The sequence below is a fragment of the Pseudomonas sp. S2_C11 genome, assembly GCF_054668395.1.
The window spans coordinates 5,559,044-5,571,689 of the sequence record NZ_CP162765.1; the positions used below are offsets into that span (position 1 = coordinate 5,559,044).

Below are 12,646 nucleotides of genomic sequence, written 5' to 3' on the forward strand. Positions count from 1 at the left end.
GCACGTGGAAACCTCTATTGTTATCGATGGCATCGCACATATTTTCGAGACCTCCGATGGTAAAACGGAGTTGAAAATTGAAGGCGAAACTACGCCTAGCGAGGATAAAGAGCCGAAAAAGCTTCCTTTGCCAAGTATGTGGCTGATAACTAGAGGCAATGGCGTGCCTCTCTTCGCGGTAAAGCCGAATGCGACAGATGCACAGTTCAGAATCATGACGGCCGAAAAACTGTATGCGGAAGCCATTCAGTGGTTTGAGCCGTTAGCTGATAATTATCGGGAAAAATCTTGGATAAATCCCGAGTCCAAAGTCGCTGGCACCGATGCATACAATGCATATAAACAATTTACTTGGGCGGAAATTGCCAAGTTTGCAGCTGTTGACAGAATGTCGATTAGCTTCGCCGCTAAAATGCCGGGTGATTGGAAAAACAGTCCGGAGGGCGGTTCTGGATTCTTGTTGGTCATGATCGAGGGCGAACCTTACTGGGCTGACGGTGTAGGGCAAATACCATTCGCTACCGATACATACCGGTTATATCTGGAGGAAACCAAGTCCGTGGAAACGGCTATCAAGAAAACCGTTGAAACCGGCATGGAGTATGGCGATGGTCTTCCTATATTTCCGAAGGAGGACAAAACCAATGAATACGATAACTACATGGTGCTGCGCGGTGCTTTGTGGGCCTCCGAGAACTTTGATCTACGTACGGAAACGGTAAAAGTATTTGTGGGGCGAATGGGCTATCGCGAGAAAGTAATTACGAGCACGGTTTATCTCGGCGTTTCCGACCAGAAGTTGAAAAGCTTCATTACGCAGGGCTCTGTAGATACGTACGGAGAGTGGAAGAGATGATGACGAGAATAGCTGGGAGCTTGCTCGTCCATTTTTTTACCTGCGTAATTTACGTCGTTGTTAATTACTATGGTGTTTCTCTCTATAAATTTTTATTCGGCGGGTTAACGTCCCGTGGTGCTTCCATTGGAATTGCCATGTATATGGTTTTTTACTTATTCATTTTTGTTAATTTGCTCGTTGCTGTAATTCCGAATCGACGTTTTAAGTTGTGTGTTGTGTTTTTTATGGTGGCCTTGATATTGGTTTATCTGCTGCCGCTTTATCCCGTTCGAGCGTTGGCCTATATCGTTCTAACAGGCGGACTTACTACGCTGGCGATATTGGTGGCCGGCAAGTTTGAAAGGTTTTTGTTGGCCCGGGGTGCGAAATGATTTTTTTCGTTTTCCGCTATTAGTGCTTTTGGTCGATTAATTTTTCAAATCAAACGAATCAATACCCAGGCAGCCAGAAATGTCCTTTAACCACTACTACCAAAGCGAACTCACCGCACTGCGCCAGCTCGGTCGCCGTTTCGCCGAGCGTAGTCCGGCGCTGGCGCCGTATCTGGGGCAGGCCGGGCGGGATCCGGATGTAGAGCGGTTGCTCGAAGGCTTTGCATTCCTCACCGGGCGCCTGCGCCAGAAGCTCGATGACGAACTGCCGGAGCTCAGCCATTCGCTGATGCAGTTGCTGTGGCCGAACTACATGCGCCCGCTGCCGGCGTTCAGCATTCTGCAGTTTGATCCGCTCAAGCGTTCCGGCCCGGCGCTGCTGGTTGAGCGCGATACGCCGATCGAGAGCAAGCCGATAGAAGACGTGCGCTGCCGCTTCCGCACCTGCTATCCGACCGAAGTCTTGCCGCTGGATCTTGCCGCGCTGAATTACTCGGTGAAGGGCGACGGTTCGCTGCTCAGCCTGCGTCTGGAAATGAGCGCCGACGGCCACCTCGGCGAACTGGAACTGAGCAAGCTGCGCCTGCACTTTGCCGGTGAGCGTTACATCAGCCAGATGCTGTATCTGAGCCTGCTGCGCAACCTCGAAGGCATCGAGCTGATCCCGCTCGACGCCGCCGGCAAGCCGATTGATGGCGTCAGCGGCAAACCGATGGCGTTCAAGATTCCCGGTGATCGGGTCAAACCAGTGGGCTTTGCCGAAGAAGAAGCGTTGATTCCGTATCCGCTGAACACCTTCCGTGGCTATCGCTACCTGCAGGAATATTTCGCCTTCCAGGACAAGTTCCTGTTCGTCGACGTCAACGGTCTGGACATTCTCAAGGCGCTGCCGGAAGACACGCTCAAGCAGATGCGTGGTCTCGAACTGCGCTTCGACATCCGCAAGAGCGGCATCATGCGCATGCGCCCGACCCTCGATAACGTGAAGCTGTTCTGCACGCCGATCGTCAATCTGTTCGAGCACGACGCGCTGCCGATCCGTCTCGATGGCAAGCAGGACGAGTACCTGTTGCTGCCGGCGGAATACGACCTGGAAAACTGCGGTGTGTTCTCGGTGGAAACCGTCACTGGCTGGAAGCCCGGCGGTCTCGGTTATCAGGAATACGTGCCGTTCGAGTCCTTCGAGCACGACCCGAGTTTCGACGTGCCCAACAGCCGTCCGCATTACAGCATTCGCCAGCGTTCGTCCTTATTGCATGACGGCCTCGACACTTACCTGAGCTTCGGCATCCGCCACACCGAAGCCCACGAAACCCTGTCGATCGAGCTGATGTGCACCAACCAGAACCTGCCGAAAAAGCTCAAGCTCGGCGACATCTGCATGGCCAGCGAGCAGACCCCGGAATTCCTCAGTTTCCGCAACATCACCCCGGCCACTCCGAGTTTCGCGCCGCCGCTGAACCGTGACTTCCTGTGGAAGCTGATCAGCAACATGTCGCTTAACTATCTGTCGCTGGCGGACGTCAATGCGTTGAAGGTGATTCTGGAAACCTACGACCTGCCGCGCTACTACGACCAGCACGCGGAGAAGGTCAGCAAGCGCCTGCTGGGCGGCCTCAAGCACATCAAGCATCACCACGTCGACCGACTGCATCGCGGTCTGCCGGTACGCGGCTTGCGCACCGAACTGACCATCGACCCGGAAGGCTATATCGGCGAAGGCGACCTGTTCGTCTTCGCTTCGGTTCTCAACGAGTTTTTCGCGCTTTACGCCAGTCTCAATTCATTCCATGAGCTGCGGGTAAAAAGCACACAGGGAGAGGTGTACCAATGGACACCACGTATGGGCCTGCAGCCCCTGCTTTAAGCGGGCTGACCAAGGTAATACGCGAGTACTCGCTGTTTCAGGCCGTGCTGCTGGTGATCGACCGGCTGCGCGAGGCACACCCGCATCTGAGCGAAGACGATCTGTACGACCAGGTCGAGTTCCAGGCCAACCCGAGCCTGGGCTTTCCGCGCAGCGATGTCGATCGCGTCGAGTTTTTCGAAGAACACGGCAAGATGCGCGCGCGCATGCGCTTCAACCTGATCGGCCTGGTCGGCTCCGGTTCGCCGCTGCCAGCGTTCTATGGCGAACAAGCCCTGGGCGACAGCGAGGACGGCAACCCGACGCGCAATTTCCTCGACCTGTTCCACCATCGCCTGCAACGACTGATGCTGCCGATCTGGCGCAAGTACCGCTACCGCGCGAGCTTCCAGAGCGGCGCGATCGATCCCTTCTCGGCGCAACTTTTTGCGCTGATCGGCCTGGGCGGCGACGAGATCCGCAAGGCCAAGGAACTCAACTGGAAACGCCTGCTGCCGTACCTCGGTCTGCTCAGCTTGCGGGCGCACTCGGCGGCGTTGATCGAAGCCGTGCTGCGTTACTACTTCAAGCACGAAGACCTGGTCATCGAGCAGTGCATCGAGCGCCGGGTGGAAATCCTCGACGAGCAGCGCAATCGTTTGGGCCGCGCCAACAGCGTGCTCGGTGAAGACCTGGTGCTGGGCGAGCACGTGCGCGACCGCAGCGGCAAATTCCGCATTCATATCACCGAACTCGACTGGCAGCGATTCCATGAATTCCTGCCGATCGGGTTCGGCTACCAGCCGCTCTGCGCGCTGGTGCGGTTCACCTTGCGTGACCCGCTCGATTACGACATTCGCCTGGTCCTGCGCCAGGAAGAAATCCGCGAACTGCGCATCGGTGAGCAGAACGCCTGTCGCCTCGGTTGGACCAGTTGGCTGGGCCGCGAAAAAGCGGACGGCGTGGTGACCCTGGGCAGCAAAATTCATTAAGGACGTGAGCCATGATCAACGTAGACCTGCAACAACTCATCCAGGCGCTGGACGCCGAAACCCGTCGTGATCTGGAACGTTCGGCCGAGCGTTGCGTCGCCCGTGGCGGCAGCAAGATTCTCGTCGAAGACTTGCTGCTGGGCTTGCTCGAGCGTCCGAACGGTTTGCTGTCGCGCGCGTTGCAAGATGCTCACGTCGACGCCGGTGAACTGACCGCTGCATTGCAGTCGCGGGTCGAGCACAGTGCTTCGCGCAACCCGGTGTTCGCCCCGGAACTGGTGCAATGGCTGCAAGACGCACTGCTGGTGGCCAACCTCGAGCTGGGCCAGACCCAGGTCGAAGACGCGGCGCTGATCCTGGCGTTGCTGCGCAACCCGATGCGTTATGCCGGCAGCCGCTATCAACCGCTGCTTGCCAAACTGAACATTGATCGCCTGAAAGAATTTGCCCTGTCGCAACAGGAGCAACCGGCGGCCAACGGCAAACCGGCCGCACAGGGCGAATCGCTGTTGCAGCGCTTCACCCACAACCTGACCCAACAGGCCCGCGACGGCAAACTCGACCCGGTGCTGTGCCGTGACGGCGCGATCCGGCAGATGGTCGACATCCTTGCCCGTCGGCGCAAGAACAACCCGATCGTCGTCGGTGAGGCCGGTGTCGGTAAGACCGCCATCGTCGAAGGCCTCGCCTCGCGCATTGCTGCCGGTGAAGTGCCGCAGGTACTCAAAGGCGTTGAATTACTCTCGCTGGACATGGGCCTGTTGCAGGCCGGCGCCAGCGTCAAAGGTGAATTCGAGCGTCGTTTGAAAGGCGTGATTGATGAGGTCAAAGCCTCGCCAAAACCGATCATTCTGTTCATCGACGAAGCTCACACCCTGATCGGCGCGGGCGGCAATGCCGGCGGTTCCGACGCGGCCAACCTGCTGAAACCGGCACTGGCCCGTGGCGAACTGCGCACCATCGCTGCCACCACCTGGGCCGAGTACAAGAAATACTTCGAGAAAGACCCGGCGCTGGCGCGTCGCTTCCAGCCCGTGCAACTGCACGAACCGACTGTCAGCGAAGCGGTGACCATTCTGCGTGGTCTGGCTCAGGTCTACGAGAAGAGCCACGGCATCTACCTGCGCGATGACGCGGTGGTGTCCGCCGCTGAATTGTCCGCGCGTTACCTGGCCGGTCGGCAACTGCCGGACAAGGCTGTAGACGTCCTCGACACCGCGTGCGCCCGCGTGCGCATCAGCCTCGCTGCGGCCCCGGAAAGCCTCGAGCGCCTGCGTGGCGAACTGGCTGAAGGCGGCCGCCAGCGTCAGGCCCTGCGCCGCGATGCCGAGGCCGGTCTGCTGATCGACCACGAAGCGCTGGAGGCGCTGGAAGCGCGGCTGGACGAAGCCGAAAGCGAGATGGTTGCGCTCGAGACCCTGTGGACTGAGCAGAAAGAGCTCGCCGAGCGTCTGCTGGAACTGCGTCAGCAACTGGCCAAGGCCCGCGAGGCTGCAGCTGTTGAGCCGACCGTCAGCGTGGAAGAAGACGCCGAAGGCACCGTGATTGAAACTGTGGTCGCCGAAGTCGAAGAAGGCCAGAGCGTCGAAGCTCTGGAAGCTCAGCTGCATGAAACCCACGCCGCGTTGACTGCCGCGCAAGTCAAAGAACGCCTGGTCAGCTTCGAAGTCTGCCCGCGTCTGGTTGCCGAAGTGATCAGCGCCTGGACCGGCGTGCCGTTGGCGCAACTGGCCCGCGAGCACAACGCCAAGGTCGCCAGTTTCGCCACCGACCTGCGCATACGCATCCGTGGTCAGGAGCAAGCCGTGCACGCGCTGGATCGTTCGATGCGCGCAACCGCTGCCGGTCTGAACAAGCCTGATGCACCGGTCGGTGTGTTCCTGCTGGTCGGCCCGAGCGGCGTCGGCAAGACTGAAACCGCGCTGGCCCTGGCTGACCTGCTGTACGGCGGCGACCGCTTCATCACCACCATCAACATGTCCGAGTTCCAGGAAAAGCACACCGTCTCGCGTCTGATTGGTGCGCCACCGGGCTACGTCGGTTACGGCGAGGGCGGCATGCTCACCGAAGCCGTGCGCCAGAAGCCGTATTCGGTGGTGTTGCTCGATGAAGTCGAGAAGGCTGATCCGGACGTGCTCAACCTGTTCTACCAAATCTTCGACAAAGGCGTGGCCAACGACGGCGAAGGTCGCGAGATCGACTTCCGCAACACGTTGATCCTGATGACCTCCAACCTCGGTAGCGACAAGATCAGCGAACTCTGCGAATACGGCGCGCGGCCGACCGCCGAAGTGCTCGAAGAAACCATTCGCCCGGTACTCAGCAAACACTTCAAACCGGCGCTGCTGGCGCGGATGAAAGTGGTGCCGTACTACCCGGTGGGCGGCCCGGTGCTGCGCGAGCTGATCGAGATCAAACTCGGCCGTCTCGGCGAGCGCCTGAACCGTCGTCAGCTGGAGTTCAGCTGGTGCCAGAACCTCGTCGATCACCTGTCCGAGCGTTGCACACAAAGCGAAAGCGGCGCGCGCCTGATCGATCATCTGCTCGATCAACACGTGCTGCCGCTGGTGGCCGATCGTTTGCTTGATGCGATGGCGACCGGCGAAAGCCTCAAGCGTGTGCATGCCACGCTCGACGGCAACTCCAGCGTGACCTGCGAGTTCGTCTGAGGTGGGCGTGATGTTCACTCAGGTGCCGCAGCCGCTGGTCTATGCCGAAGCGTTGCTGGCGCAGTTCGCCAGTCTTTCGCGCGCGGCGGACAGTGCTGCGCTGCTGGGTGAATTCGTCCGTGGCCTGGCCGAGCTGAGCGGCTGTGAATTGACGCAGCTGTATCTGCTCGATGCCACCCACACTTGCCTGGGGATGAACGCCGAGTGCCTCGACGGTGCGCTGCAACCGCGTCAGGCGGCGAGCCTGCCAGCGGATTACAACGGCGAGCAACTGCTGCAATTCGCCCTGTGCCAGAACCGCGTGGTGTGCCTCGACGACCTGACCGGCAGCCTGCACGAAACCAGTTTTCTACCGGCGGCGAGCACGCCGTGGCAGTCGCTGTTGTGCGTGCCGCTGGTCAATCAGCACAAGTCGGTCGAGGGCTTGTTGCTGTGTGCCAGTCGTCGTCGCACTGACTTGCAGGGTTTCGCCGACTCCCTCGGCCAGCTCGGCTCGTTCGTACTCGGCCAACTGCATCTGCTGCAACGCCTGCGTCAGCCAGCCGCCGAATCGGCCACCGCCACTCGCAGTGTGCCGAGCATCAGCGGCTACGGCCTGATCGGCAAAAGCGCGGCGATGCGCCAGACCTATTCGCTGATCAGCAAGATTCTTCACAGCCCGTACACTGTGCTATTGCGTGGCGAGACCGGCACCGGCAAGGAGGTGGTGGCGCGGGCGATCCACGATTGCGGCCCGCGTCGCTCCCAGGCGTTCATCGTGCAGAACTGCGCGGCGTTTCCGGAAAACCTGCTGGAAAGCGAACTGTTCGGCTACCGCAAAGGCGCCTTCACCGGCGCCGATCGAGATCGCGCAGGGCTGTTCGACGCGGCCAATGGCGGCACGTTGCTGCTCGATGAAATCGGCGACATGCCGTTGTCGCTGCAAGCGAAGATTCTGCGTGTGTTGCAGGAAGGCGAGATTCGTCCGCTGGGTTCCAACGACACGCACAAGATCGACGTGCGCATCATCGCCGCGACGCACCGTGATCTGGCGGCGCTGGTCAGCGAAGGCAAGTTCCGCGAGGACTTGTACTACCGCCTCGCACAATTCCCGATCGAGCTGCCGGCCCTGCGTCAGCGCGAAGGCGACATCCTCGATCTGGCCCGGCATTTCGCCGAGAAGACCTGCACCTTTCTGCAGCGTGATCCGGTGCGCTGGTCGGATTCGGCGCTGGAGCATCTGTGCGGTTACACCTTCCCCGGCAACGTTCGCGAACTCAAGGCGCTGGTCGAGCGCGCGGTGTTGCTCTGCGAGGGTGGCGAGTTGCTCGCCGAGCATTTTTCCCTGCGCCTGGAACCGATGCCCGAAGACAACAGCGGCCTGAATCTGCGCGAACGCCTGGAGCAAGTCGAGCGCACATTGCTCCTCGATTGCCTGCGCAAGAACGACGGCAACCAGACCCTCGCGGCCCGCGAACTGGGCCTGCCACGGCGCACGCTGCTGTACCGCCTCGGGCGCCTGAATATCAATTTGGGTGACTTTGATGGTTGAGCTACAGCACTTCTTCGAACCCAACACATACCCTGTGGCGAGGGAATTTATCCCCGTCCGGCTGCGCAGCAGTCGCAGTCCGGTACATACGGTTTCACTGAGAGACCGCGCTGGCAGGTTTTGGGGGCGCTGCGCACTCCAACGGGGACAAGTCCCCTCGCCACGGGAGGTCGCCGTACCTCCAGGCTATGGCTCAAGGCCCCGATCTAGAGGCTTCGAGCCCACCCCAAAAACTTATTTCAGCGCCGCCCGCAAGGGTCGGCGCTTTGTGCTTTGTCTACACCTGGAGACCCTCTGATGTCTGTTCGTCACTGGCACGCTGTCCTGCTGACCCTCGTCGTTCTATGCGGCCTTGGCGGCTGTAGCGGCAATTACAAATTCAACGACAACGACTATCGCCCGTTGGGTGATCCGCAAGCGGTCAATCGCGGCAAGTGACCGCAAGGAGCATCAAACATGGAATTGGTTTTCGAAATGCTGAACACCAAGCAGTTCGTGCCCACCGAGCTGTGCCAGCGGACCTTCAAGCAGGCCGGCGGCGTGATCGGGCGCGGCGAGGACTGTGACTGGATCATCCCTGACCGCAAGCGGCACCTGTCCAATCATCACGCGATTGTCAGCTACCGCGAGGGCTCGTTCTTCCTCACCGACACCAGCAGCAACGGTGTCCAGGACGGCAGCAGCGGCGCGCGCCTGCACAAGGGCGAGCCGGTGCGCATCGAGCACGGCAGCACCTACATTCTCGGCGACTTCGAGATCCGTGCGCGGCTGGTCCGTGACCCGGCGACCTTCGACGGCGAAGTCGGCCGCCCGCGCGCCGCTGGCAGCATCATTCCGGACGACGCGTTCCTCGACCTCGACCCGCTCAACGCCCTCGAACAGCAAGAGCGCGTGTACTCGGAAATCGACGAACTGCTGTCGCCTACCGCCAAGCCGGAAGATTCCCGTCAGCGTGCCGACTACGCGCGCATCGACATGGAAAGCCTGATGGTCCCGGAGCTGATTGCCGCCCCGGTCGAACCTGAGCCGGCGCCTGCACCGAAAGCCGTCGAGCGTCAGAGCGAAGGATTCTGGGAGCACTTCGGCGCGGCGCTGGGCGTCGACGTAAAAGGCCTCAGCCACGACGAACGCGAAGCGTTGGCGCTGAACGCTGCGCGCCTGCTGCGCCAGAGCATCGGTGGTTTGCAGCAGAGCCTGCGCACCCGCTCGGAGCTGAAAAACGAGCTGCGTCTGGCCCAGACCACCGTGCAGGGCACCAACAAGAACCCGCTGAAATTCGCCGTCGACCCGAGCGAAGCACTGCAAATTCTGTTGCAGCCAAGCAAGCCTGGACACCTGCCCGCCGAGCAGGCGATCTCCCGTGCATTCCGTGATTTGCAGGCGCACCAAGTGGCTCTGCTAACCGCCAGTCGCGCCGCTGTGCGTGGCACCCTGGAGCACTTCTCGCCGGAGCAACTGACCCTGCGTTTCGAGCGCGACAGCAAGCCGTTGATCGCCACGTCGGGCGGGCGCTGGAGAGCGTTCGGCCGCTATCACCAGGCCCTGCGTCAGGACGATGACTGGAGCGAGCGTCTGCTGGCCCGCGACTTCGCCCAGGCCTACGAAGAACAGATCCGCCTGATCTCCACCCTCCACACCGACCACCAAGGATGATGCGCATGTCTCGCCGCTCGACCGCTTTTTCAAGACGCTGACTGCGCTCACCGTGCTGGTGCTGCTCGCTGGTTGCTCGTCGCTGTCGCCGTACTCGAAAGTGACCAAGATCAACCTCAAGCTGACCGGCAGCGATCAGCTCAATCCGGACCTCAACGGGCGGCCGTCGCCGATCGTCGTGCGCCTGTTCGAACTCAAGCACCCGGTGACCTTCGAGAACGCTGACTTCTTCAGCCTCTACGAACGCGCCAAGGAATCCCTCAACCCGGATCTGGTGGCCAGCGAAGAACTCGAATTGCGCCCGGGTGAAACAGTGGAACTGAAACTCAGCGTGGAGGAGGGCAGCCGTTACGTGGGCATCCTCGCCGCCTATCGCGACCTGCCGGATACCCAGTGGCGCCACACCGTGCAGATCACTCCGCTGGAACTCACCGAGGCTGATCTGACCCTCGATCAGGCCGGTATCCGCAACACCCAACAAGTGCTCGCCAAGGCGGATGACTGATCATGAACACCCATAAAGTCATTTGGCAGGAAGGCATGCTGCTGCGACCGCAGCACTTCCAGCACAACGATCGTTATTACGATCACCAGATGAAAACCCGCACGCAATTGCTCGGTGGCTACACCTGGGGTTTTCTCAATCTGGAAATCGACTTGCAGTTCCTCAACATGGGCAAACTGGTGATCAGTGAAGCCTCGGGGATTCTGCCGGACGGCAGCCTGTTCGAACTTGGTGGCAACACTGAGCCGCTGGCGCTGGACGTGCCGCCGAACACCGGCAACACGCCGATCTATCTGGCGCTGCCGCTGGTCACCGGCAACCACATCGAGGCCCGGCGCCCGGAGCAATCCGACGTGCTCGCGCGCTACACCGCGTATGACGCCGAAGTCGCCGACTCCAACGCCGGCGATGATTCCGCCAGCCAGGTCAGCTGCGGTCGTCCGGACTTCAAACTGTTGCTCGGCGAGCAGCAGAGCGATCAGGCCTACGTGAAGCTGAAAATCTGCGACGTGCTCGACACCACGCCCGACGGCGTGATCAGCCTCGACCCGGATTTCGTCCCGACCTACATTCAGGCCCACGCCTCCAGCTATCTGCTGTCGTGCCTGAAAGAAGTCATCAGCATGCTCAGCCACCGTGGCGACACCATCGCCGAGCGGATTCGCTCCAATGGCAAGGTCGGCGGCGCTGAAGTCGGCGACTTCATGATGCTGCAACTGATCAACCGTACCGAACTGCTGCTGCGCCATTACCTGGGTCTTGAGCAGGTTCACCCGGAAGAGTTGTATCGCACGCTGCTGACCATGCTCGGCGATCTGGCGACCTTCTCCGGCGAGAGCAAACGCCCGCGTCTGGACAGCCGCTATTCCCACGCCGATCAGGGCGCGAGCTTTCGCAAACTGATGGAAGCGATCCGCCAAGTGCTGTCGATGGTGCTCGAACAGCACGCCATCGAACTGATCCTGCAGGCGCGTCAGTACGGCATCATCGTCTCGCCGTTGCACGATCACAAACTGCTCGGCTCGGCCTCGTTCGTGCTGGCAGCCAGTGCCAACTGCGACTCCGAAGAACTGCGTCAGCGCTTGCCGCAGCACCTCAAGGTCGGCCCGGTGGAGCGCATCCGCCAACTGGTCAACCTGCACTTGCCGGGGATCAAGGTCAAACCGTTGCCGGTGGCCCCACGGCAGATCGCGTTCCATTCGAACAAAACCTATTTCATCCTCGAACTCAGTTCCGAAGACCTGGCACAACTCGAGCGCTCCGGCGGTTTCGCGTTCCACGTGTCCGGCGAATTCGCCGAGCTTGAACTGAAATTCTGGGCCATCAGGAACTGACCGACATGATCAAGGAAACGGATTACAACCAGGACGACAAAACCGTCCTGCTCGACCGTCAGGGCCACGGACCGGCATCGAGTCCGCTGACCGACTTCGCCGCGCCGCCGCGTTTCGAGCAACTGGAAGAACGCATGATCTACGCCGCGCGCCTGCGTCCGGCGGAGGCGTTCAATATCAGCCTCAACTCGCTGGTCGCGGCCTCGTCCGACCTGCTCTCGGAAGTGGTGCGCCTCAAGCACAGCGAAACCCGTGAAGATCTGTACGCTCTCAATGAGCGTCTGACCGCCGGGCTGAAGTTGTTCGAAGTACGCGCCCTGCACAACGGCGCCGAAAGCAGCCAGGTAATGGCCGCGCGTTACGTGCTCTGCACCGTGGTCGACGAAGCCGTCGTGACCACGCCGTGGGGCAACGAAAGCGAGTGGTCGCAGATGAGCCTGCTGAGCAGCTTCCACAACGAAACCTTCGGCGGCGAGAAGTTTTTCCAGCTGCTCGATCGGCTGTCGAAAAACCCGGTCAAGCACCTGCCGATGCTCGAACTGATGTACCTGTGCCTGTCCCTCGGTTTCGAGGGCAAGTACCGCGTGCAGGCGCGCGGCATGCTTGAGCTTGAAGGCATCCGCGACGCCTTGTACCGGCAGATCCGTCAGTTGCGTGGCGACGTGCCGCGCGAGTTGTCGCCGCACTGGGAAGGTCTCAACGATCAGCGCCGCAACCTGGTGCGCATCGTGCCGGCGTGGATGGTGGTGCTCTTTACTCTGGTCTGTCTGGTGGTGATGTATTCGGGCTTCGCCTGGGTCCTGAGCGAACAACGCGACACCGTTCTGCATCCTTATCAGCCGCTTGATCCAGCCGCGGTGCAACCGCAGGCGCAGCCGTAAAACAG

General features: G+C 60.5%; 10 protein-coding genes and 1 pseudogene. All 11 read left to right on the forward strand.

Going from position 1 to position 12,646, the window contains the following annotated elements; translation table 11 throughout:
* The first annotated feature begins 4 nt into the window (after positions 1-4).
* The 11 genes and pseudogenes from AB4N48_RS24950 to icmH all read left to right on the forward strand — a co-directional run bounded on the left by AB4N48_RS24950 (position 5) and on the right by icmH (position 12,641).
* Positions 5-856: a hypothetical protein gene (locus tag AB4N48_RS24950; protein ID WP_095181221.1), complete on the forward strand. Its 852-nt coding sequence runs from the start codon at positions 5-7 to the stop codon at positions 854-856.
* The gene (locus AB4N48_RS24955; RefSeq protein WP_056790885.1) at positions 853-1,230 is read left to right on the forward strand and encodes a hypothetical protein; all 378 of its coding nucleotides are present in this window, start codon (positions 853-855) and stop codon (positions 1,228-1,230) included. Before AB4N48_RS24950 ends, AB4N48_RS24955 begins: the two co-directional genes overlap by 4 nt.
* A 79-nt stretch (positions 1,231-1,309) precedes the next feature.
* A complete protein-coding gene (gene tssF, locus AB4N48_RS24960) occupies positions 1,310-3,097 on the forward strand; it encodes a type VI secretion system baseplate subunit TssF (RefSeq protein ID WP_056790882.1) in 1,788 nt (595 codons plus the stop codon).
* Complete coding sequence (gene tssG / locus AB4N48_RS24965) at positions 3,061-4,068, forward strand: type VI secretion system baseplate subunit TssG (protein WP_056790879.1); 1,008 nt, start codon at positions 3,061-3,063, stop codon at positions 4,066-4,068. Before tssF ends, tssG begins: the two co-directional genes overlap by 37 nt.
* 11 nt (positions 4,069-4,079) lie before the next feature.
* Positions 4,080-6,737, forward strand: coding sequence for a type VI secretion system ATPase TssH (tssH, locus tag AB4N48_RS24970; RefSeq protein ID WP_460094478.1), 2,658 nt, complete (start codon positions 4,080-4,082; stop codon positions 6,735-6,737).
* Between the two features lie 10 nt (positions 6,738-6,747).
* The gene (locus AB4N48_RS24975; RefSeq protein WP_056790872.1) at positions 6,748-8,268 is read left to right on the forward strand and encodes a sigma-54 interaction domain-containing protein; all 1,521 of its coding nucleotides are present in this window, start codon (positions 6,748-6,750) and stop codon (positions 8,266-8,268) included.
* A gap of 297 nt (positions 8,269-8,565) precedes the next feature.
* Entirely contained in the window at positions 8,566-8,706 is a 141-nt protein-coding gene (locus tag AB4N48_RS24980; RefSeq protein WP_003229566.1) for a hypothetical protein, read from the forward strand.
* Between the two features lie 18 nt (positions 8,707-8,724).
* The gene (gene tagH / locus AB4N48_RS24985; protein ID WP_016772508.1) at positions 8,725-9,921 is read left to right on the forward strand and encodes a type VI secretion system-associated FHA domain protein TagH; all 1,197 of its coding nucleotides are present in this window, start codon (positions 8,725-8,727) and stop codon (positions 9,919-9,921) included.
* 5 nt (positions 9,922-9,926) lie between these two features.
* Positions 9,927-10,426, forward strand: a pseudogene (tssJ, locus tag AB4N48_RS24990) (type VI secretion system lipoprotein TssJ).
* A gap of 2 nt (positions 10,427-10,428) precedes the next feature.
* Positions 10,429-11,760 (forward strand): type VI secretion system baseplate subunit TssK, encoded by a 1,332-nt coding sequence (tssK, locus tag AB4N48_RS24995; protein ID WP_016772510.1) that lies wholly within the window; start codon positions 10,429-10,431, stop codon positions 11,758-11,760.
* A gap of 5 nt (positions 11,761-11,765) precedes the next feature.
* Entirely contained in the window at positions 11,766-12,641 is an 876-nt protein-coding gene (icmH, locus tag AB4N48_RS25000) for a type IVB secretion system protein IcmH/DotU (protein ID WP_016772511.1), read from the forward strand.
* Positions 12,642-12,646: the final 5 nt, after the last annotated feature.

What these genes read in the sequence shown, in the direction of transcription:
- tagH (WP_016772508.1), top strand. Translation starts at nt 8,725, where the DNA reads ATGGAATTGGTTTTCGAAATGCTGAACACCAAGCAGTTCGTGCCCACC.
- AB4N48_RS24980 (WP_003229566.1), top strand. Translation starts at nt 8,566, where the DNA reads ATGTCTGTTCGTCACTGGCACGCTGTCCTGCTGACCCTCGTCGTTCTA.
- tssK (WP_016772510.1), top strand. Translation starts at nt 10,429, where the DNA reads ATGAACACCCATAAAGTCATTTGGCAGGAAGGCATGCTGCTGCGACCG.
- tssH (WP_460094478.1), top strand. Translation starts at nt 4,080, where the DNA reads ATGATCAACGTAGACCTGCAACAACTCATCCAGGCGCTGGACGCCGAA.
- tssF (WP_056790882.1), top strand. Translation starts at nt 1,310, where the DNA reads ATGTCCTTTAACCACTACTACCAAAGCGAACTCACCGCACTGCGCCAG.
- AB4N48_RS24955 (WP_056790885.1), top strand. Translation starts at nt 853, where the DNA reads ATGATGACGAGAATAGCTGGGAGCTTGCTCGTCCATTTTTTTACCTGC.
- icmH (WP_016772511.1), top strand. Translation starts at nt 11,766, where the DNA reads ATGATCAAGGAAACGGATTACAACCAGGACGACAAAACCGTCCTGCTC.
- AB4N48_RS24975 (WP_056790872.1), top strand. Translation starts at nt 6,748, where the DNA reads ATGTTCACTCAGGTGCCGCAGCCGCTGGTCTATGCCGAAGCGTTGCTG.
- tssG (WP_056790879.1), top strand. Translation starts at nt 3,061, where the DNA reads ATGGACACCACGTATGGGCCTGCAGCCCCTGCTTTAAGCGGGCTGACC.